Origin of the sequence: Chryseobacterium lactis (assembly GCF_003815875.1) — a bacterium.
Classification (GTDB): domain Bacteria; phylum Bacteroidota; class Bacteroidia; order Flavobacteriales; family Weeksellaceae; genus Chryseobacterium; species Chryseobacterium lactis.
This window is the reverse complement of the sequence record NZ_CP033924.1, coordinates 2,230,473-2,251,807: the sequence shown is the minus strand read 5'-3', so window position 1 is coordinate 2,251,807 and position 21,335 is coordinate 2,230,473. Positions and strand designations below refer to the sequence as shown.

Below are 21,335 nucleotides of genomic sequence, written 5' to 3'. Positions count from 1 at the left end.
ATAATATTAGTAAATCAAATTTTAATTTTAAAAACAATTTTATCAAATGACAACATTGGAATTTATTTTATCTCTTACAACAATAGCTTTTTTAGGCTTGTTTATCGTTTCACTATCGGAAATAAGAGGTTTAGCCAGGATCATAGCCAGACACAAACAATTAGAAAAGACACAAGATCAATATTTGATTAAAGTCAAGTCTGATTATGATACCCTGCTGAAGCAAGTACTTAATTTGCTAAGAAATAGTAAAGAGTACCGTATGAAAGAAGTCATGGAAGAATTCATTGAATGCTGTACCGAAGAAGTAGAAATTGAACACTATAAAGAGAAGTTCAGAGAGGCTTTAAAATAGTAATTTTTAAAAATATTTATATTGTCTTAAAAACAATAATTTAGTAAATTTGTAATACTTTACACTCATGGAAAATTTAGAATTAATGTCAATGACAAGCTTTGTGAAAATGCAAAGTGACAAAATGTTTAGTAAGATTCAAGAGAGAGTTGGGGAGCCGAAATATACGGTTCTCCAATTTATCACGGAAGTCCCAAATTATGCTGATTTCCTCACTCAAGAATTGGAAGTCGGAATGATGGTCCCAATGGATAATGAAGGGAATCTTCTTATGGAACCGCACTCTGAAGAATCTGTTGATTTTTGGAATGAAGGGTGTGTGGATGAAGGGCAGAATGCCAAATATGGAGAATGGGAGGAAGCAAAAAAGAAATGCTTATTTCTGATAGATGATTATGAAGATGGTGAAGATGTTGTTTTTATGAATAATAGAAGGTTCATGATCTCAAAAGAAACCGGCCTTTTCATTTTTGGAAAATTCTCCGCACGAACTGTTGAAGAGTTGGCAAATTGTCCGGATATAACCCTGTACCTCTCCCCTGCTGCCTTAAAAAAAATCGGAATATAAACCCATAAAAAAACAACAATATGAATTTACTTGAAATTATGGCTTTTATGGCCTCAAATGATTTAGACATTACCCGTGCTGACACCTTCGTTGAAGGTAAAAGCGTTAAGCAGGGGGCACAGATAACAATGGGTGCAGATTTGAAAGCTTTAATAAATATTCAAACTGGCAAATGTACTCCTGTATTGTTTTTTTTGAATAATGAGCAATACAAACTTCTTTCATCCGGAAATACGGACTTGGAAACCCTAAAATCAAAGCAATGAAGAAGCAGGAAAAAATACAGGAAGCCTACAGCAGCCACTGGGAGAAGGTAAAACCCTATGTGGATGAAAACGGATGGTGTGATTTCAAGGCCCTATGGGGAGACTTTGGGAACTCTAAGGGGTTGGAGGGAATAGAACTTGAAACAATGGACCCATATGATCCAAAATATTGCTATTTCAAAAGACCTGTTTCTTTAAATGGAATTAATGACAATAATGGTTGGATTAAAATTGAAAGTGAAGAAGACCTTCCAAAAGAGAAAGGTCATTATTGGGTTAAAAACAAAGTGTCAGAAAATAGAATTGATTTTGATTACATTGATTGGGACTGTGAAACTACAATTGATCTTTGGATGGAGTTCAACACCCACTATCAAAGAATACCTCAACCAAAACCACCAATATATTAATTTATGCAGGAAATAAAAATAAATGGTCAATTGGTTTTTGAAATACGTTCAAAGAACCATTGGATTAATTCTTTCCCAGGAGCTATTGCAGATCTTCCTATGTCAGAAAAATATTTGTGGGTTGACAATAATGGAAATATTGCAACGTGTGGAGAAGACTTCATGTTTGCAGAAGATGCAGGAGCATACCCCATAAAGATCTACCATGTACAAAGAACCTGTCATATTGATCCAAAGAAAGAATCATACGTTAAGAGCTTAAATGCTCATATAGGACTTTAAAATTTAAGAATGAACCTTACAGACAAACAGAAAAGATTTTGTGAAGAATACCTGATTGATCTCAACGCAACACAGGCTGCCATCCGTTCCGGATATAGTTCTGATAATGCCAGACAGATTGGATCAGAAAACTTGTCAAAACTTGACATTCAGAATTACATTTCAGAACTTCAGGAAAAAAAATCACAAGAATTGGACATTACTCAAACAAAGGTGTTGCAGGAGCTTGTGAAGATTGCGTTTGGAGACGTGAAAAATTATTTTGATGATCTTGGCCGTCTTATAAACATATCGGACCTACAAAACGATGTTTCGGCCTCAATAAAGTCTGTAACGGTTCAATCTGAAAAGACGGAGCTGCGGGGTGAAGCCTTTGTTGAATCTACTGTCAAAAAAATAGAATCATATGATAAGTTAAAGGCTATCGACACCATAAACCGGATGTTAGGATTCTATTCAAAAGACAATGAGCAAAAGAAGGGGGATTCACAAGTCACAATATTTCAATTACCAAATAACAACAGATAATTATGCACAGAATAATTGATTTTAGATTCTTACTGACACCATTTTCAACATCTATATGGGTGTTTAAGGGTAACAGAAGAAAATATTTTTATGTATTCGGGTTTAAAATAGCCGATGTAGCAAGATAGTGAGTAGTATCAACATCATACGACCTCAAGAGGGTTATCAAATGGATGCTCTTTCCTCCCCCGCTGATATTCTTATTGGCGGGGCTGCTGCAGGTGTAGGGAAAACGTTTTCTTTGCTTTTAGAGCCTATCCGTCACATCAACGTTGAAAACTTTGGGGCTGTTATATTCAGGAAAACCACCCCAATGATCAGGACCGAGGGAGGTTTATGGGATTCATCAAAAAAAATATATGGTAAAATAAGCGGGGCCGATCCCCGGGAATACACTTTGGAATGGAGATTTGAAAGTGGAGTGAAATTGAAGTTTTCCCATCTGGATCCGAATACTTATGAAATGGACTGGCAAGGTCCGGAAATTCCCCTTATCTGTTTTGACGAACTTACACACTTCTCAAGAAAGATGTTCTTCTATATGCTGTCAAGGAACCGTTCAACGTGTGGGGTAAAACCATATGTTAGAGCTACGTGCAACCCTGATCCTGATAGTTGGGTTGCAGACTTCATTGCATGGTGGATTGATCAAGATCCGAATTCTCCCAATTACGGTTTTCCTATTCCGGAAAGACAAGGTGTGTTAAGATACTTTTACAATCAGAATAATGAATTGGTTTGGGGAAGCTCTTATGATGAAGTTTACCGGAAATGCCAGGAGGATATTGATGCGCAGGTTCAGAAGTCTAAAGGATTGGTTCAGCCTAATGACTTTATCAAATCGGTCACATTCATTGCGGGATCAATATATGATAATCAGGAGTTATTGAGAGTTAACCCGGCTTATTTAGGTAACCTCAACGCACAGGATGAAGCTGAAAGGCAAAGACTTTTATTGGGTAACTGGAAGGTATCTTCCAAGGGTGATGATATTTATTCATTCAAGAAGTTCCTGGACATATTCACCAATTCTTTTGTTCCTCATGGTGAGAAGCGTATAACAACCGATATTGCAATGAAAGGATCTAACAAGTTCACCATTTGGGTTTGGTCCGGAAAGCGTGTGTTGGATTTCTTTGTGATGGATAAGTCAAAAGGTAATGAGGTTATTGACCTGATTAAGCAAGCTGCATTCTCATACAATGTTCCGGAAAGCAATATCCTATTTGACAATGACGGAGTTGGCCAATTCGTTGATGGGTTCATTCAAGGTGCTCAAGAATTCAATAACGGTTCACGGCCGTTACCAAATGATGAAACAGAAGAAATTGAAAATTATTTCAATCTCAAAACTCAGTGCTACTACAAGTCAGGTGAAGCCGTTTCAATGGGTGAATATTACATTCCTCCCGAAGTGGCGAACAAGAGATATGATGATGAAATGACATTGAAAGAAAGAATGATATGGGAAAGAAAGGCAATCAAGCGAGATAAGATTGATGATGAAGGGAAACTTCGTATAATGAAGAAAAGCGAAATGAAAAATCTTCTTAGTGGAGAAAGCCCGGATGTTCTTGATGGCTTTATGATGAATGAATGGTGGTATTATAAAGTGAATCAAATTGCACCTGTACACTCCCACTCTTCCAGAGATTTTGACAATGGTCTTGAGTTACTAAACTTTTTAGATTAAAATATTGTTTTAAAAACAATATTTTTTATTTAAATTTACACAAACATTTAATCTTACTAATTATGCTAAATCCAGAACAAGTTGAAGAAACAATCAAAGATGTTGAGGAAATGAAAGCAAAGATCCTCAAAAGGCATCAGGATAATCTAACCTTTTGTATAAGAACTGAATCGGTTTTTAATCAATATGTCAATTCCCTTTCATACGCAACCGGTACCGTCAGAAGTGAAGGCAAAGGAGCATTTAAGCCTCAACCACTAACATCAGTATTAGGTAAACAAGTTAAAACACCTGTCCCGAAAACATTACAACTTACGCCAATTTCAATTTCTGATGAAGAATCATTCAAGGAAACAATCCAGCTGCTTCATGATAATTTGCTTAACCGAGATAACATTGATTTATTAGATTCTTTAAAAGAAATTGAAATACGTGGTGTTGCAAAGGTTGCTGGTCTAAATGATTATAGAGAAGCCAAAATTGATGGTGCTTATATTGAAAAAATCAAGGAAAAGATCATTGCAAACCAAAACCTTGAAACAGAAAGAGAAGCTGCAAAAAAAGTACTTAACGAAGCCTCAACTGGTAATGTAAATCTGGACAATGAAGTGAAGACTGGTCAAACTGATCAGAAAAAGGAACAACAGATTCCGGATCCGGCTGAAACTGCAATCCAAGAATCTCAAACGCCTACTGTTGTTGCAAACCAAAACCTTGAAACAGATCAGGTTTCTAAAGGCAATAAAACGACTACAACGCCAAACCAAAACAAGAAATAATGGATTTTCACTTCAAAGGAAAAAAGTATTCATTGCCCGTTACACTTAATCAGATCACAGTTCGTCAAAGAATTGGATTTGATCAGTTATTTAGGGAAGAAATAAAGCAGCTTCACGACAATATTTTCCAGAAGGATGAAGATGGGAATGAACTGGAAGTGGATGAAATGGATATTTCTCTGATGAATGTTTCCATTGCAGTAATGAATATTTCATATTTCACGGGAATTCCGATTGAAGAAGTTGAAAATGAAATGAACATTGATGATGTAATGAAATTATATTTTTCATGTTTTCACCAGTTGTTTGAAGAGCAGGACCATATTGAGTTACAAACAGATTATTTATTTAATGACGAATTCTGGAAGATTGAGCCACCAGTCCTTTCTAATGAAAGTAAGATCACCTTCAATGAGCTGATTACTTCAAAACAGATTATTAAGCAAATGCAGGAGTTATCTGTTGGTAAATGGGAAGCCATCCCCTACCTGGCTGCTATCTATCTTAAAAAAGAAGGAGAAGAGTTTCAAGAAAGTTGGCTTTCACCTGGTAACGAAAGACTAGAATTAATGTATGATTTACCTATGGATATAACAATGGCGCTAGGTTTTTTTTTGCAGAATTCAATGAATATGTACTTGGAAACTTTAGTGTATTCACAGGAGGAAAATCAGGAGATGGACCAAATTTAGCAGCGCACTTTGAAAAATGGGGATGGGTAGCATTCTTGACATATGTTGCCGAAAAGGGAACGATATTCTACCGGAACAATGAAAAGTCAAACCTGCAAAATATAAAGGAAACTAAAGCTTATGACATTCTTATTTGGGCTTCTGAACAAAAAGATCATGAAGAGTTCATCCAGGAATATTATGAAAGTTTAAAAACGAATTAAAATAATAAAGCACTTATCGAACGGGGTGGTTAGTAAACATTCAATGATCATTTAATTTCAATAAACCCTAATCAGCACAGAAGATCTTTTAAGTGCTTTAAATGCAAAGTTGCCCGAGTGGTCTAAGGGAGCCGATTGCAACCCGGATGTTCAGCAGTTCAAATCTGCTACTTTGCTCAAACTTTTTTTCATTTGTGTGTTTTCCCGGTTGAAATAAAGTAGACCGGGTTTTACTCACAAATATTGTCTTAAAAACAACATATTTAAAAACATATTTAAAATGAATCAACAACAGCAAGATTTTGAAAAATTATTCAAAGAAAGACTTGAAGTAGTAAAATTTGAAATTCCAAAAGAGAATGCACACCATTTAATTCCCATCTGGAAAAAATTAATGGATGTAAGTTCATTATATCACTTGGATTGTGATGTTTCCATCTATGGAGGGTTATTGAACGAACTATTGAAGGAAAAGCCTGAATTTAATTTGTTCACAGTTTCTTTCTTGCTTAATGCACTTACAAGGACATCTCCAAAAGAACTGGGGATTCCTGCAAACGAATATCATGTTTATCTGTTCTATTCTGATGATCTATCAAAACAATGGAATGAATTGGTTATTCCAATCAGAACTGAACTTATGAATAAACTGCAAACACAAGCTGCCTTGCAGATGCCTAAAAACGGTAAGAATGTAATTCCATTCAAAGGAAGATAATGGAAAATAATAATCAAATCAATAAAGCCCAGTTGGGAGCCGGTTGCGTTGTAATCTTAATTATGGCTGCAGTCTGCATTGGTTTAGGAATTATCATTCATAAATATTGGTTTTGCGGATGTTAAAACCCATTCACATATTAAAAGGTTGGTTCCGGTCCTACTTTTCAGTGTCAGAAAAAATAAGAATACTTTCTGAACAAAGACTTGTAGTGTGCCGGAATTGCCCTTTTGCTGTTGAGAAATCTTTTTTAAAGTTTAGAGAGAATCAAGCAATGGAGGAAAAAACAAAGGCATGTGAAAAATGTGGTTGTCCAATCATTGAAAAAAGCCTGGTTGAAGATGAAAAGTGTCCAATGAACCTATGGAAGAAATAAAATGAATGAATTAGGATTATATCAATTATTTAAAGACATCATTACTAAATCAAAGGTAATGAGAAGATTTGTGACCGGACCAAATTATGGTGATGAACTTAATAAAGACAATGCAGGTGAAGTTCTAAAAGATTTTCTGAAGGGAATATCAGACGGAAATAAATATCCTATTTGTATAATGTTTCCACCAGTGGAACTGCCAAACTTTGACACCAATTGGAGCAAATATAGATGTAGATTATTGTTTCTTACTCCACAATATAATGATGTTAACGGAACTCAAAACAGAAACCCTTTCAATAACCTATCGCAACATACTACCGAACAGATTTGGAAGGATATGGGGGTTTGTGCCAAAGACTTCCGAAGATTCCTGAATATGTTAATTGAAAAATTTCCAGAAGCCGGTTTGAGAGAATGCACATCTATTGATATGATAGAACGTTTTTCAGGTGTTGGGAATGACAACCTTGCAGGTGTAGGATTAACATTTGAACTTGACCTATCAATCAGCTGTGATATTGAAGACTATTCTGTAGATGATATTAACAATTTTACTATAAACACAAACGAATTACACCCACATCATGAGCATTAAGAATATAGCTGCCAAAATTCCGGATGAAGTAAGAAGTCAGGTTCTACTTACAGAAAGTGACATAATTTCAAATACTGTTGCAGTTTGGGATAACTCCAATATGCAAAAATTGTTGAAGATCTGGCACACCTTTATTGAACCTGGAAAAGAAGTGACAAGCTGCCCAATTTGTTTAAGAAATATTCTTACAAACTTTAATCAAATGAAACCATTTCTTATTGAACTTGAAAATGAATATCAAAAGCTACAAAGATTATGAATGCAGAGTTACAGCGTATTTCCCAGATCTTAAATGAAGGTATTATTCAAGAATTACACCTTCAAGGACATGTTCTGTTGGATGAACTTGAGGCTACCATCAAAGGAAATGTAAAAATTAAAGAACAGAAAAACATTAGTATTCTGGAAGGCTATGCAGTAGACTATATTCAAAAAATGGAATTTGGGGTTCGCCCTTCAGAATTAGGGAGTGCATCTACCCATTTAAAAGCTTTGTATGGTTTTTATCTCAAATTAGGTTTTGACGCAAAAAGAGCATTTAAAAAAGCTAAAAGACTTCTTCCTCATCATCTACGTGAAGGTGTACCAACAGAATATTCAAGAATGCTTTCAAAAACAGGAGAAAGAAGATATTTCATCCAGGCGACTTGGAAAAAAAAAGAACGTGAAGTTGACTCTGTAATGGATAAAGGAATGGATACTCTTTTTTTTAATGAACTTGATAAACAAAAATCTGAAATAATATAATGCCAGTTACTGCAGTTACATATCAACCAGAGACAGATTCATTGAATTCTGCTTATAGACCATTTATTTTTAGATGTAAGGCTCAGATTCCAAATTCAACAACAGATAAATATATTTGTCCAGTTGTGTATTGTGATATTTATGTTGAAGGTATTTATTATAAAACACTTTCAAGAACACAATATATAAAAAATGACGGTTTGTCACCTGAATATGAATTTGATATACAAGATACAATTCAGGAATTAATGGATTATAACCTTCCCATAATGAATGGTTTTATTGTTGAAAAGTTCACTAATACAATCAAACATATATATGTCAAGTTCCGGAATGGATTTAATGACCCCAATGGTTTTATTAAAAGTGAGCAATTAGAACCAATTCAAGGTACTTCATCGACTCAACCAGTTTCTGGTGGTGGAACAAAATCAAATGAAGTGTATGGATTGAATTCTGTAATACAACATGAGGAAAGCCAAAACTTTGATGAGCTTTTAGATTCGTACAAAACAGGATTATGGGCCTATGGAACTTATCCATTGACGAAGCGCCCTATGGTTTATTTATTTTGTAAAAACGACAGTTCTCACTTCCCTATTATCTCAAATGTAGAACCAAAAGAAGTTTGTATAAAATATAAAACAGTAACTGGTGAAGTAATCACTATTTGTTCAGACAAAATCATGCATTGTCCCTTTGTTTCTAATGTAAATGTTGTTAAGAAAATAATTGGCACTACACAGGAATTTGAAATCACATGGACAAATCCAGTCATTAACAACCAATCTGCAGTCAGAATTTACTGGAAAAAACAAAATACAGCCACTTGGACCTATCAAGAATACCCGATGATGCAACCGGTAATCATATCTGTTGATTCAATTGGAGTTATGAACTTTAGATTAATGGTGATTGGAAGTTGTATTTCAAATTCATTCAACGAATTACCAGAGATAACAATTTAAAATGACTTCAATATGAACAATATATATTATATACCGGAAGGAGTAACAAACCTAAAACCATTATTTCCGCAAATTGATTGGTCAAAAATAGTAGAGTACTCCATAGTTGTCAAAGGGAATAATAGTTCTACCATAGCAGAAAGCCGCATTAATAAAGTTGATTGTTGCTGTCTTGATGATAAGGTAAGAATACATTTCATTAACTCATTTGGTGAGATTGATTCCGTAAACTTCATTCGAGTTCTTGAAGAAACTGAAACAAAATCTGAGTCGTGGGAAAAGTCTCTGAAGTTTCCTTTAGATCGATCTAAAGGAGGGAGTTATAGAAAAAATATAACCTCAAATGAAACATACGAAGTTGAAACGAGATGTTACGGTGAATCTGATCAATATTGGTTTAAAGACTTGATGAACACACCGAAATCATGGATAGAATTAAATCTTCCAAACGGATTCAAGGAAAGTATCAAAAAAGAGTTTATACCCATTGAAATTGCAGATTTGAAATTGATTACTCGTAAGAATGAAAGAAGATATGAATACATTGTTAAAATCAAGTTTACAATGAGTAATGATAATGTAACATTAAGATAATGGCAGGAGGTGACTATTTAAGACTTATTTTAGATAATGAGGAATTGGATATTGACACCAATTCTGATTTCCCTATTGCTATAGATTATCAACTGGAAGATGTTGAGAATTTCCAAGCTAAAAAAAGCAGTGAATCAACTGGAATTAAACTTCCAGCAACACAAAGTAATCAAAAAATCCTAAATACATTCCATAATACTTCAGTAGAAGATTTAACGCCTAATGAATTTTTTAAAGGAATGAGAAGAATTGTGATTGAGGCAAATGGTGATGAAATATTTATAGGAAAAGCATTACCAAAAAAAGCTTTCAGAAAGGCAAATAAGCCAACATCTTATGAAATTGATGCTTTTGGAAACAATGGTGACTGGATTATTGATATGAAGGAACTGACATTATTTGAAATATTAAAAGATTTACAATTAATATTTGATAAAAACACGATTATTAATTCTTGGAATTTTGATGGAACAGATGAGAATCTTCCATATGTATTTGCACCCGTCAAATATGCCGCTCCTTTAGATCTTCAAGACAATAATGATAAGAGTTATCATATAAAGAATTTTAGACCATCTCTATCAAAGTACTTCATTACTTACTGGGCTTTTAAAATGTTTGGATATAAAATAAAATCTGATTTTTTTGATTCATCGTTTTATCGCAGACAAGTTCTTTTGTGGACTTTTGGAAATTTCCTTACATCCGGAGGAACAAAGTATGATATACACAAGTTTTTAGCAAAAAGTGATATTGAAAGGAGATTTGAGGAAATGGATGATTTTGTTGATCTGAATGTAAGAGATACCCCAACACCGTGTTTTGATAATAACAACACTGTTCCTGGTGGAGATTATCGGGGTAATGATGAACATGGAGGTGGTACAGATATGGTTTGGCAATATAAGACGCCTCATTATGGCCCCTTAGAAGTAACGTTTTCTTTACAGCTTTTCTATGATTATAAAATAGATCTGTCTTCCATTGTAGAACTAAATGTGTTTTGGTATCAGAAAAATGCTTCGGGAATGGTGCAGAAACAACAGAATCAAATTTTTGATCACCAAGCCCCGACCGTTGGAAGTACAGAAGGAAGTGATGTTGCAAATGTATTTTTCTCAACTCTTGTTCAGCCAAATGACGAAGTAATCTGTAAAGTAAAACTAAGAGTAAAAGAAAGTAAAACAGCAACTGTTGCTAGATGTACTCTTAAGGTTGACCAATTTCAAATTGAATACTTCAAAATTCCGTTGGGAGGTAATGTTTCTTTTGATTCTTACCTGCCATTTCAAAAACATAAATTTTTAGATTTTCTAAGAGGTGAAGTTGATTTATACAATCTATCATTTCAAACAGATCCTGTAAACAAGGAAGTACTGATTGAACCTACTCATGAATATTCTATTACTCATGATCAATCACAAAAAAAGAAAGGTTATTTCAACGGCAATGTGATTGATTGGACTTATAAAGAAGATATTTCTAAAGAAAGTCATGTTGAAATCTACAACAACAACGCAAGAGAATTCGTATTTAAGTTTAAAGATGATTCTAATGATGGAGCATTGAAAATTGTTCAAGACCGGTATAAAATCACACTTGCAAGCGGTAAATATTTATTTTCTGAGAGATTTAAGGCAGAAAAAAAAGAGTATGAAAATAGATTCTATTCACCTACTATGCACTTTAATGTCGACGATTTTTCAGATGTGACAGGTCAAGCACCACAAATAATTTGTATGGTTCCAGAAAACATTTCAAATACTTCAAGTGGTGAATCTCAAAATACATTTTCGCCAAAAACAGCATATTATAAAGGTCGTGTTTCTGGTGTTGGAGGCTGGAGATTTAAGGACAATGATGGTTCAATTACAACTTATAATGATTTCCCTTATCTATTCGCTGTAAACTATAAAAAAGGTGGTGAAAATGATCCTATCCTTTCCTATACAGATGAAAAGATTGGTGATTCTGGAAGCTATGTCTTAGGTCGTGGATTAATTAAAAGATTCTTCTGGCAAAGATTAGCGATAATGAATGATGGAAGGCAACTAAACACTTACATGGATATGACAAACAAAGATGTAACAAACTGGTTTCATCGTGAAAGAATTGCCATACATGGTGAATTGTTTGAACTTATTAAAATTGATGGCTATAAGGCATTAAAAGATACTTCAACCGGATGTTTGTTGAGAAAATGGGTGCCGGTTTCTGAGAGAGAAAATAAAAATACATATCCAAGTGAAAAAAGCATTTTGACAGATGCTGTCGAAGTTTTGACTGAACCGATTAGTAACACTGACAATACAATTATTGATAAAGTATTTGACACGCAATACAACCGATTAATGTGCTTGTATACAGATATTCCGCGATAAAAATTTTTAAAGTAAAATATTGTCTTTAAAACAATAAATATGGCTAATATTACCAAAATATATGAAGTAAAACTTCAAGGGCAAGGTGTTGTTCTTGCAGACATGAAAAAGGTCAATAAAGAATTTGATGATGCGAGAAAAAGATGGAAGCAGCTTAAGGATTTGATTTCTCAAGGTGGCCTTTCTTCTGGAGATGCTACAAAGTATAAGGAAGAAATGAATCAGGCAAAACTGGAAACCGAACGCCTGAGACAGGAGACCATCCGTCTTAAAAACGAGACTTTAGCACTCAATAATGCCAACAAACAACAAACTGCAGAACAAAAAAGATCTCGTGAAGAAACCCGTAATAGCACGAGCGAATGGAAACTACTTCTTAAACAATTAAATGAAGCCAGAACTAATGCTAAAAATTTAGGGGTAAAATTTGGAATCGATTCTTCAGAATTCAAAACTGCACAGGCTGAAGTTACCGCATTAGATAGTAAAGTGAAGCAGATTGAATCACGCCTTGGCCAGTTTCAAAGAAATGTTGGTAATTATCCCGGAAATCAAATGTTGCAAGGTTTAAATAAAAATACTCTTGAATCATTGGTTAAGTCCGGTCTTGGTAATGTTATTGCCACCCAACTTAATGAGGCTAAAAATAGAGTTAGGGACCTTGATGCCGAATTGTCCGTATTGAAAAATAAACTTGATGCAGTTAAGACAAATGGAACTGGAGACCTTGAAGCTATTCAGAGAGAAATTATTGAAAACAGAAATGCAGCTTCCCAATTTTCAAGCGCAATCAATCGAATTCAAACAGATTTAAGGAATACAGGGACTATTGGGGCGCAGGTGACGAATAACCTTAAAAATTATTTTAAGAACCTTAAAGGGGAAATCACTGGCTTTTTAGTTGGATATCTTTCTTTTAATACTGCAATTGCCAAAACTCAAGAATTGGTTCAAAATACTTATGAGCTAAGTGATAGTGTTACTTCAATGGAGGTAGAGCTTCAAAAGGCTGCTGGTGGCGCTCAAAGTCTTGTTGATAAACTAGCACAACTCGACACCAGAACAAATCTAAAAGAATTAGTTAACATTGGAAATATTGCTATCAAAGCAGGAGTTGATGAAAATGATCTTGCAGGCGTTGTTTCCGGTATTGATAAGATAAAAACAGCTTTTGGTAAAGATTTCGGTGATGTTGAAACCGGTACCGAAAGTTTGGTGAAACTCATCAACGTTTTTGAAAATGGAAGAGTTACTGAGCAGCAAATGTTAAGAACTGGTAATGCTGTGCGTACGCTCGCAAATGAATCTGTTGCTTCTGTTCCATTTCTGAATGATTTTGCAAAAAGGATGGCCGGTTTAAAGGGAATATCAGAAATAACATTGCCAGCGGTTCTTGGTCTAGCCTCCGGATTTGAGCAATATGGACAATCTGCGGAAACATCTTCTACTGCATTGGTTCGAATCATTCCAAAACTAGCAAGTGATACAGAGAAGTTTGCAAAGTTTGCAAAAATGACAAAGAAAGAATTTTCTGACTTAATAAATACTAATCCAGCTGAAGCACTTATTCGTGTTGCAGAAGGAATTACTAAAGATAAGGCTGGAATTGAAGAATTGATTCAATCTCTTGGAGATTCTGAACTTGCTAAAAAAGGTGGAGCTGGGATTGTCACAGCATTAGGTGTACTTGGAAAGAACTCAGAAACATTCAGAAAAAGTATTAAAAGTGCAGGTGATGCATACAAGGATACTTCCAATATTACAGATGCTTTTGATAAAAAAAATCAAAACCTCGCTGCTGGGATGGACAAACTTAAAAAGAGTTTTACCGATATGGGTAATAATAAAAATCTACAAGCTTTTTTACGAGGTGCCATTGTCTTAATTACTGCAATTACAGGCGCAATTGGGGCTATTCCTTTGACTGGATGGATTACTTTAATAACTCTTTTAACTTTAGCTTATTGGAAAAACATTGAAGCCTTAGCAGTTTCAATTTCACAAACAATTGTTTATGCTGCCAGAACTGTTATTGGAAATGCCTTAATCACTGCTTCCAATATTCTTATCAGAGCTCAGACTTTAGCTTTACTTGCAGCCAATGCAGCATGGAGAGTATTAAATGCAACAGTAGTTCTATTTTATAGCGTAATTCCAGGATTAAGAGCCGCATGGATATCCCTTAACATTGCTATGGCTACCACGCCCATTGGTTGGATTCTAGGGGGTATAATTGCATTAGGAGGTGCAATTGCTTTACTAAGTGCAAGAACAGAATCCAGTGCTGAAAGTATGAAGAAACAAGGAAATGCAATGAAACAATCTGCAATGGACATGAAGTTGAATTCTGAATTAACCAAAAAAGTTACTGACGCAACAGTTGATACCATAGCCAAAATTGAGATCTTAACCCGTATTTTAAAGGATAATACTATTGCATTAAGCACAAAAAAAATTGCACTTCAAGAGCTAATTAATATTAATCCTCAATATTTAAATGCTCTTACTCTCGAAAATGTTAAAACAGCTGAAGGAACAAAAATTCTTGAGGCCTACCGGAAAAAGATTCTTGAAGTTGCCAGGGCAAAAGCTGTTGAATCACTTGTTCAGGAAAAGCAAAAAAAATTGGTTGAGCTTGAGATGAAGGCAACTGATGATGCCAATGCAAAACTTGAAGCAGATAAATATAAAAACAAGGTTTTTGACAGCCGATCTTGGGGTGAATTCGCTCGTGGTGTTGGTGGAATGATTGGAATTGGCCCTGGTGATGCTGAAGATGTTTATAATAATAATCTAAAGGAGAGGATTGATCTTCAAAAGCAAATAAATACTTTAACAAAAGAGCAAGTGCAAAATGTTGCCAAGGGGACAACTAATGGATTCACTGAAAATAAAGGTAGTAGTGTTCCATCAAGAACATTAGCTGCTTTAAGAGAAGAAATACAAGCTTTAACAGCTGAATTTGATGCAGCTGAAATCGGATCTAAAAGGTATAATGAACTTGACAAACAAATTAAACAAAAGCAAGCCTATCTTGATTCCCTTACCAAAACCGAAAAAAAAGCTTCAGACAAAGGGTCGAGATTAACGGGAACACAGAAAGATTATATTAGAGATCTTGAAGCTAATAAAAATAATGAATTATCAGTCTTGGAAAAGTCTTTTATGCAGGGATCTATTCAGGAAGATGATTATCTTAAAAAAAGTCTAGCAAGTAACAATAAATACTATGATGCTAAGATTGCGTATTTGAAGAAAGGAAATGCAGAAGAAAGAAAGCAGGAATCACAAGCTCAATTGGACAAAATAAAGGCTACAAAGGAAACTAATGAAAAGTTGTATAACATTACCAAAAAAAGATTTGATGATGAATTGAAAAATGAAGAGGATGCAATAGTGAAGAAAAGAGACCTTGTTATTAATTCCCCTTATTCTAATGAACAAGAAAAATTAGATGCTGAAAAATCATATTATGAAGAAAGTACAAGTATGCAGATTAGTTATAATCAGAAACTACTGGATTTACAATCTCAATATTCTAAAGGTTCCATAGAAGAAACAAATAGTTTATTTCGAGCTGTCAAAGAAAAATTAGATGCTGAGAATAAAAATAATCGTGAATACCGTATAAAAGCTACAAGAGTTTCTTTTAAAGTAGTGGATGAAACAACAGAAGATTTGGCCAACTCAAACGAAATGTTATCAGCTTCTGACAGAAAACTAGTTTTACAAAGCAAAGAGCTTAGTAATGCACAGAAAAAAATTGAACTTCAAAAAATTTCTGCACGATTGGAATTACAAAATACTAATGCGGAATTAGGAAGTGTCATTGCCAAAATAAGGCTTTTAGAACTTGAAATGCAAAAGCGTGAACTGAATAATGATGAGATGAGAGAGTTCAATAAGCTGCTAAAAGAAAGGCAAAAATTAGAGGGACAAAAGGCTGAAGCGGAACAAAATTATAAAGATTCAAAATCAACAGTCTCTTCTGGGATTCCTGGAAGTGGTGTTTCAGGACTAGCCTCATCTCTTACAAAATCTATCTCTGGCAAGGATGGAAAATTTATGATTGGTGATAAGGATTATTCTGAACAGGCAGGACTTGTCATTGCTGAATCATTTAATATAGCGCAACAGGCTATGAATGATTATTTTGACGCAGAACGTGCCAGAATTGAACAGAGTAAACAATTAGCATATGAACGTATTGACATTGAAACCCAGCAACTTCAAAGATTTGCTCAATCATCATCTGAAAGAGAAAGCATTGAACGACAAGCCAATGAGAAAAAGAAAAAAGCAGATAAGGAAGCCGGAGAGAAGTTGAAAAAAACTAAGAAAGCTGAAGCTCGAATTGCCTTTTTAGTAGAACTTGGTAACATTTGGAGTACTGTAATGCAATTAGGGCCAATCGCAGGGCCAATATTCGGTGCAATTCTATCAACACTAGCCACAGTCAGATTTGCTTCCACTATGGCTAATATAGACAAAGTTCAATATGGTTTTGGTGGACAGTTTAAAAAAAGATTTGGTACAGGTGGACGCTTGGACAATGGTTCTTACCATTCTGAAAATAACGGAATGCCCATCATTAATCCAAAAACAAATGAGGTAGAAGCTTTTATTGAAAAAGATGAAGCTATCATCAACAAAAATTCCATGAAGGACCAAAGTACATATACAGTCACCGGAACGCCCTCCCAAATTGCAAGTAAAATCAACTCCATTGGTGGGGGAGTAGATTGGGATGGTGGAGCAACAATGAAGAAATTCATGAAAGGAGGAACGTATCTGGGAAGTAATCTACAGCCCCCCATATTTAGAAGCTATTATGAAAAAGCAAGTAGTACATTCGGAAACACTGGCAACCTTGACCGACTTGATAGAATTGAACAAAGTATCGAAGAATTGGCAGCTATTCAAAAAAAGGAATCTATGAGAAAAACATATGTTGTCCAAAGAGATATTACGAACTCGCAAAATGAATCAAAAAAACAATCTGAAATCGCAACATTATGATGACATTTGAAGAATTAAAATATTTGATTATAGATAGCCAAAGGAAGATTGAAATTAACAAACTTTTCTTTCTTTTTGTAAAAGCACAGTCATACATTGATATTCTAAGAATAGTCAAGTCTGAAGGAAACTATCGATGGATATTTAATAATGGTTTCCGGGATTTAATCCAATATTTCCCAGTAGATGATTTGGAATCTGAAGGATTTTATAACCGGGAGGTAACTTTGTCAGATATGAACACAGATATTATCTTGTTGGAAAATGGTACATTAAACTTGACACAAAATAATTCTTCCCGTTGCAGGGTTATAACTTATGCTGCAAGAGCATATATTACCTTGAATAATACTTCTATGGTTGAGATAGAATCAAACAGAAGATCCGTTATCAGTGTTACAGCTAATTCATGGGCCTACGCTTACTTAACTGCCAGAGATACTTCTCAAACAACTTTAAATGGCAATGATAAAAGTACATTCATGTTCAATGGATGGGGAAACTCTTACACAACATCTAATTTACAGCCGGAATCTTACGTGAATGCAGTTTTAAATGACAGTGCCAAAATAATAACAAATACACAAAATATTAATGCAAGAAACAACGACAAATCCCAAATCATCTCTTAGTGCTGATTATAAAAATATTGCTCTAGAAATGGCAATTGCTGATTTTGATAAATTCTGTATGTATGCAGGAGTCAATCAGGTTCAATTAAAAGCCTGCATAGAACGTAAAAAAGGCCTTACCTTTGGTCAGATATCTCAAAAACTTAAAGTTCCAAAATCAACCGTAAGGAATATTTGTGAAAGGTGCTTAGTGTAAAATTAAAAACCGTGCCTGAATTTCGCACGGTTTTATTGTTTTTAAAACAATATTTAAATCTTTCAAAATATCTTTGTTACTGATAAATTAAGGCATGAAAAAGATTCCAATTTTTAATTATAAAGTTTCCAATAATGGTGAAAGACTTGATGTCTTCATTGATGGAACTATTGTGGATGCCGAAACCCAGGAGATCCTGCAAGATTGGTTTAATGATCAGACTTCAGTTTCATTCAAGTCCTTCCGTTCAGAAATTCTTGATTCTGGTTTAAAAAACATCAGAATCACAATCAATTCATTTGGTGGACAGATTGGGGATGCTATGGCAATGCATGATTTCATTCAGCAGCTTGAAAATGATGGATATGCTGTTGAAACTATTGGAATGGGAATGATCTGTTCGGCTGCTACCTATCCCCTATCGGCTGCAAAAAACTCTAAAATTTCCCCTAATTCTTGGTACATGATACACAATGTTTCCGGATTTGCCTGGGGAGACGTTAATGAGGTGGAAAAACAAGCTAAAAACTTGAGAAACTTCAATAACAGTATCAGGGATTTTTATGTGAATCTAACAGGAAAGTCCAAAGAACAGGTTGAAGAATGGATGAATGCTGAAACATGGTTTACCGGAACACAGGCAGTTGAAAACGGCTTTGTTAGTTCGACAACTGACCAAAAAGAGGAATTTAAACCTATTAACAAGACAGATTGGAATTTTAAAAATCAAAATGCATTAAATGTATTTAACTCTCTTGCCACTACTCCACCAACAGTGGAAGATCCTGAAAAATTAATTCAAAATTTAAATATGAACAAATTAACAGATGCTATTGTAAATGCATTTAAAGCACTGAATTTGGTCCCAAATGACAAAGGTGATAAAACGGACCCTTTAACAGTTGAAAACCTTACTTCAGCTTTAAACAATGCTTTGAAAGATTTTGACATGGAACCAAAAGTCCCTACTGATGAACAAGTAAGTACAGCACTTACAAATTTCTTCAAAAATGGATTTCCGGAAAACATGATTGCACAGATTACAAATGTTGTGAAAGAAAATGTTAAACCTGAAAACTTCAAAGATTCTGAAGACTTCAAAGGTTTTGAAAACAGAGTTACAAAAATTGAAGAAACAGTTGCTAAGAATATGGGACAGGCGAAGCCGAAAAATAATGGTGGAAATTCTGAATCCAAGTTTGATGCAGATGATGTTGGATTCTCTGAATAATAATAACAAACAATAATATGACTGGCTTAGAAAAAGATGTGCTACAAAATGGCCTTTGTGAGGGCTGCGAATGCACCGGTTTTGTTGCAAAACTCAACTATGTAGTTGATGCAACAGCCAAAACAGCTACGGTCACCGATGCTTCCACATTTGGCGCAGGTGATGATCTAAATGTTGCAAACATTCATGTTTACGACAAAAACGGAAAAGAAAAACACGGGCAAATTACTGCAGATGCAGGAAATGCTGTGTTAGACATTTCAAGTTTGAATTTATCAAGTATTGACATTCTGGGAACTGTGATCAGCACCAAAGGATGTAAAGCCGATTTAGGTATTTACAGTATTGGCAGTGTTGCCCTTTCTGGTCAGCTTGGAAACAAAAATAATCAAGGAGTAAGAGACTAAAAAATTAAGCTATGAACGAAAGATTTTTAGTAGGACCAAAGAGTTATTATGAAATGTTGGTGAAACCACATTTTGCAGATTTACTCCCGGATGGTTCTTTTAATGGAACTCTAAATGAGTTCACAGTAATGGATGATGTTTCCAGTAAAAGAAAGATTGTTGAGATTATGGGTAATCAAAACATTCTGAAAAGAAGGGATGCTTCATGTAATATTATTTTCTCACCAGTTGGGAAAGCTTCCATCAGACAAATTGAAACAGATGAAATCTATGGAGCAACCAAACATTGTGAAAATGAATTCTATAAAGGCTGCCTGGAAGATTTCAGAAACAAAGATCCTAAATTCAGGGATTATATCATGGACTTCTTCCTAAAAGCAATCAAGGTAGATATCACTTCCAATGCGTATTTTGGAGACATTGACAGAGCAAATGATGGGAATGGAATTTGGAGTTGGAATGTGTTTGATGGAATTTTCAAACATTATGCAAAATTTATCAGTGACGGAACAATTAAGCCTAATCAAACAACTGCATTCAATAGTGGAGATTTGACTCCGACAGATGGAAAAGAATATCTTCATTGGGCTTACAAAAATCAAGATATATTTTTAAAACACCTGCCTGATAATATGAAAGCTTTTTATGTATCTCAATCTATTTTTGATGCATATGAAGAGTTCTTAACCCTTACAGGAGGTTCAAATAACATCATGTTGTACCAAAATGGATTTAAGAAACTAAAATATAAGAATATTGATGTTTTGGTTGAAACTACTTGGGATCCAATCATGTTTGCTCTTAACAATGGTGTTGCAGCTCACGCATGTGTTCTTACAATTAGAGGAAACTTCGTTTTTGCTACTGATAATTCATATGGTGAAGCCACACCAGCAGGTGTGAAAGCTCTATTGGTTTGGTACTCTACTGATGAACTTACATGGAAGTATGCAAACTTTATGAGAGCTGGCACCGGTATCGCTTATCCAGAACACTCTGTAATTGGTATGACTAATATTGCCTAAAAAAAATTATATACAGATATTGTTTTTAATACAATATCTGTTTTTAACATTTAAAATTAATTAACATGCTTTGTGTAACACTTAAATCATATACTGTGCCTTGTACTGCCACAACAGGAGGTGTTTCAGATCTTTTTATCTTTGATCCTTCAGACTTCAATTGGACACAGGACGAAACAACAAAAAGCTATACAGCCCTTGCCTTAAGAGAGGGGGCAACAGTTGTGGGAGGTGCAAAAATGCATCTTTTGAAATTTCAAAGAAAAGAAGCAGAATTTAAATTCAAACACACCTTGAATGGATGTTCAGTAAAATATGAATATGATCTTGATGCCCAGCTTCCTAATCTATCCCAGGAATTAACAAACTATTTATCAAGCCTAGATGCTGCCGGATGTTGCTGTGGGCTTGGAATGGTTATCAGATTATATTCTGGAAAAATATTTGTTATTGGTGAACGCTATGTCAACGAAAAAACGATTCCGTACTTCGAAGTCGTCATGAATGGAACAGAAGGTGGTTCAGGTCGAAAGATGGAAGACTTCAATGGGGCTAAAGTCATGTTCAAAGCTGAATATGGAAGAATGGCAAACGAATTCTCAGGCGACATTTCTGTAATTGAGGCTTTTCAATAGGAGGTGATTCTCATAAAAAAATCTTTGACCGA

Annotated in this window: 23 protein-coding genes and 1 tRNA gene; all 24 read left to right on the top strand. The window is 34.7% G+C overall.

Annotated features, from left to right (window positions below):
• Positions 1–46: 46 nt before the first annotated feature.
• The gene (locus EG342_RS09800; protein WP_103291456.1) at positions 47–355 is read left to right on the top strand and encodes a hypothetical protein; all 309 of its coding nucleotides are present in this window, start codon (positions 47–49) and stop codon (positions 353–355) included.
• A gap of 67 nt (positions 356–422) precedes the next feature.
• Positions 423–923, top strand: coding sequence for a hypothetical protein (locus tag EG342_RS09795; protein WP_103291458.1), 501 nt, complete (start codon positions 423–425; stop codon positions 921–923).
• 20 nt (positions 924–943) lie between these two features.
• Positions 944–1,189, top strand: coding sequence for a hypothetical protein (locus EG342_RS09790; RefSeq protein WP_123868066.1), 246 nt, complete (start codon positions 944–946; stop codon positions 1,187–1,189).
• Positions 1,186–1,599: a hypothetical protein gene (locus tag EG342_RS09785; protein ID WP_103291466.1), complete on the top strand. Its 414-nt coding sequence runs from the start codon at positions 1,186–1,188 to the stop codon at positions 1,597–1,599. Before EG342_RS09790 ends, EG342_RS09785 begins: the two co-directional genes overlap by 4 nt.
• A gap of 3 nt (positions 1,600–1,602) precedes the next feature.
• Positions 1,603–1,881, top strand: coding sequence for a hypothetical protein (locus EG342_RS09780; protein ID WP_103291469.1), 279 nt, complete (start codon positions 1,603–1,605; stop codon positions 1,879–1,881).
• A gap of 9 nt (positions 1,882–1,890) precedes the next feature.
• Complete coding sequence (locus EG342_RS09775; protein WP_103291471.1) at positions 1,891–2,409, top strand: terminase small subunit; 519 nt, start codon at positions 1,891–1,893, stop codon at positions 2,407–2,409.
• A gap of 169 nt (positions 2,410–2,578) precedes the next feature.
• Entirely contained in the window at positions 2,579–4,102 is a 1,524-nt protein-coding gene (locus EG342_RS09770) for a terminase large subunit domain-containing protein (RefSeq protein WP_103291474.1), read from the top strand.
• 62 nt (positions 4,103–4,164) lie between these two features.
• Complete coding sequence (locus tag EG342_RS09765) at positions 4,165–4,881, top strand: hypothetical protein (RefSeq protein WP_103291476.1); 717 nt, start codon at positions 4,165–4,167, stop codon at positions 4,879–4,881.
• Entirely contained in the window at positions 4,881–5,573 is a 693-nt protein-coding gene (locus EG342_RS09760; protein ID WP_103291479.1) for a hypothetical protein, read from the top strand. Before EG342_RS09765 ends, EG342_RS09760 begins: the two co-directional genes overlap by 1 nt.
• 306 nt (positions 5,574–5,879) lie before the next feature.
• Positions 5,880–5,953: transfer RNA gene (locus EG342_RS09755), tRNA-Cys, on the top strand.
• A gap of 103 nt (positions 5,954–6,056) precedes the next feature.
• Entirely contained in the window at positions 6,057–6,494 is a 438-nt protein-coding gene (locus tag EG342_RS09750; protein WP_103291481.1) for a hypothetical protein, read from the top strand.
• A gap of 377 nt (positions 6,495–6,871) precedes the next feature.
• Entirely contained in the window at positions 6,872–7,468 is a 597-nt protein-coding gene (locus EG342_RS09745) for a hypothetical protein (protein WP_123868065.1), read from the top strand.
• Positions 7,458–7,727, top strand: coding sequence for a hypothetical protein (locus tag EG342_RS09740; protein ID WP_103291488.1), 270 nt, complete (start codon positions 7,458–7,460; stop codon positions 7,725–7,727). Before EG342_RS09745 ends, EG342_RS09740 begins: the two co-directional genes overlap by 11 nt.
• On the top strand, positions 7,724–8,215 hold the full coding sequence (locus EG342_RS09735) for a hypothetical protein (protein WP_103291491.1): 492 nt from the start codon (positions 7,724–7,726) through the stop codon (positions 8,213–8,215). Before EG342_RS09740 ends, EG342_RS09735 begins: the two co-directional genes overlap by 4 nt.
• Entirely contained in the window at positions 8,215–9,183 is a 969-nt protein-coding gene (locus EG342_RS09730) for a hypothetical protein (RefSeq protein WP_103291494.1), read from the top strand. Before EG342_RS09735 ends, EG342_RS09730 begins: the two co-directional genes overlap by 1 nt.
• 12 nt (positions 9,184–9,195) lie before the next feature.
• A complete protein-coding gene (locus tag EG342_RS09725; protein ID WP_103291497.1) occupies positions 9,196–9,777 on the top strand; it encodes a hypothetical protein in 582 nt (193 codons plus the stop codon).
• Between the two features lie 44 nt (positions 9,778–9,821).
• Positions 9,822–12,158: a hypothetical protein gene (locus tag EG342_RS09720; protein WP_123868064.1), complete on the top strand. Its 2,337-nt coding sequence runs from the start codon at positions 9,822–9,824 to the stop codon at positions 12,156–12,158.
• 39 nt (positions 12,159–12,197) lie between these two features.
• Complete coding sequence (locus tag EG342_RS09715) at positions 12,198–17,177, top strand: phage tail tape measure protein (protein ID WP_103291504.1); 4,980 nt, start codon at positions 12,198–12,200, stop codon at positions 17,175–17,177.
• A complete protein-coding gene (locus tag EG342_RS09710) occupies positions 17,174–17,809 on the top strand; it encodes a hypothetical protein (protein WP_123868063.1) in 636 nt (211 codons plus the stop codon). The genes EG342_RS09715 and EG342_RS09710 overlap by 4 nt, the downstream gene beginning before the upstream one ends.
• Entirely contained in the window at positions 17,772–18,005 is a 234-nt protein-coding gene (locus tag EG342_RS09705; RefSeq protein WP_123868062.1) for a MarR family transcriptional regulator, read from the top strand. Before EG342_RS09710 ends, EG342_RS09705 begins: the two co-directional genes overlap by 38 nt.
• Before the next feature lie 94 nt (positions 18,006–18,099).
• On the top strand, positions 18,100–19,236 hold the full coding sequence (locus EG342_RS09700) for a Clp protease ClpP (protein ID WP_103291510.1): 1,137 nt from the start codon (positions 18,100–18,102) through the stop codon (positions 19,234–19,236).
• 17 nt (positions 19,237–19,253) lie between these two features.
• Complete coding sequence (locus EG342_RS09695; protein ID WP_103291513.1) at positions 19,254–19,643, top strand: hypothetical protein; 390 nt, start codon at positions 19,254–19,256, stop codon at positions 19,641–19,643.
• 11 nt (positions 19,644–19,654) lie between these two features.
• Complete coding sequence (locus tag EG342_RS09690) at positions 19,655–20,668, top strand: hypothetical protein (RefSeq protein ID WP_123868061.1); 1,014 nt, start codon at positions 19,655–19,657, stop codon at positions 20,666–20,668.
• A 65-nt stretch (positions 20,669–20,733) separates the two neighbouring features.
• Positions 20,734–21,303: a hypothetical protein gene (locus EG342_RS09685; RefSeq protein ID WP_103291519.1), complete on the top strand. Its 570-nt coding sequence runs from the start codon at positions 20,734–20,736 to the stop codon at positions 21,301–21,303.
• Positions 21,304–21,335: the final 32 nt, after the last annotated feature.

Bases quoted from the DNA above. Each gene is read 5' to 3' on its own strand.
- EG342_RS09800 (WP_103291456.1), top strand. From the start codon at position 47: ATGACAACATTGGAATTTATTTTATCTCTTACAACAATAGCTTTTTTA.
- EG342_RS09795 (WP_103291458.1), top strand. From the start codon at position 423: ATGGAAAATTTAGAATTAATGTCAATGACAAGCTTTGTGAAAATGCAA.
- EG342_RS09790 (WP_123868066.1), top strand. From the start codon at position 944: ATGAATTTACTTGAAATTATGGCTTTTATGGCCTCAAATGATTTAGAC.
- EG342_RS09785 (WP_103291466.1), top strand. From the start codon at position 1,186: ATGAAGAAGCAGGAAAAAATACAGGAAGCCTACAGCAGCCACTGGGAG.
- EG342_RS09780 (WP_103291469.1), top strand. From the start codon at position 1,603: ATGCAGGAAATAAAAATAAATGGTCAATTGGTTTTTGAAATACGTTCA.
- EG342_RS09775 (WP_103291471.1), top strand. From the start codon at position 1,891: ATGAACCTTACAGACAAACAGAAAAGATTTTGTGAAGAATACCTGATT.
- EG342_RS09770 (WP_103291474.1), top strand. From the start codon at position 2,579: ATGGATGCTCTTTCCTCCCCCGCTGATATTCTTATTGGCGGGGCTGCT.
- EG342_RS09765 (WP_103291476.1), top strand. From the start codon at position 4,165: ATGCTAAATCCAGAACAAGTTGAAGAAACAATCAAAGATGTTGAGGAA.
- EG342_RS09760 (WP_103291479.1), top strand. From the start codon at position 4,881: ATGGATTTTCACTTCAAAGGAAAAAAGTATTCATTGCCCGTTACACTT.
- EG342_RS09750 (WP_103291481.1), top strand. From the start codon at position 6,057: ATGAATCAACAACAGCAAGATTTTGAAAAATTATTCAAAGAAAGACTT.
- EG342_RS09745 (WP_123868065.1), top strand. From the start codon at position 6,872: ATGAATGAATTAGGATTATATCAATTATTTAAAGACATCATTACTAAA.
- EG342_RS09740 (WP_103291488.1), top strand. From the start codon at position 7,458: ATGAGCATTAAGAATATAGCTGCCAAAATTCCGGATGAAGTAAGAAGT.
- EG342_RS09735 (WP_103291491.1), top strand. From the start codon at position 7,724: ATGAATGCAGAGTTACAGCGTATTTCCCAGATCTTAAATGAAGGTATT.
- EG342_RS09730 (WP_103291494.1), top strand. From the start codon at position 8,215: ATGCCAGTTACTGCAGTTACATATCAACCAGAGACAGATTCATTGAAT.
- EG342_RS09725 (WP_103291497.1), top strand. From the start codon at position 9,196: ATGAACAATATATATTATATACCGGAAGGAGTAACAAACCTAAAACCA.
- EG342_RS09715 (WP_103291504.1), top strand. From the start codon at position 12,198: ATGGCTAATATTACCAAAATATATGAAGTAAAACTTCAAGGGCAAGGT.
- EG342_RS09710 (WP_123868063.1), top strand. From the start codon at position 17,174: ATGATGACATTTGAAGAATTAAAATATTTGATTATAGATAGCCAAAGG.
- EG342_RS09705 (WP_123868062.1), top strand. From the start codon at position 17,772: ATGCAAGAAACAACGACAAATCCCAAATCATCTCTTAGTGCTGATTAT.
- EG342_RS09700 (WP_103291510.1), top strand. From the start codon at position 18,100: ATGAAAAAGATTCCAATTTTTAATTATAAAGTTTCCAATAATGGTGAA.
- EG342_RS09695 (WP_103291513.1), top strand. From the start codon at position 19,254: ATGACTGGCTTAGAAAAAGATGTGCTACAAAATGGCCTTTGTGAGGGC.
- EG342_RS09690 (WP_123868061.1), top strand. From the start codon at position 19,655: ATGAACGAAAGATTTTTAGTAGGACCAAAGAGTTATTATGAAATGTTG.
- EG342_RS09685 (WP_103291519.1), top strand. From the start codon at position 20,734: ATGCTTTGTGTAACACTTAAATCATATACTGTGCCTTGTACTGCCACA.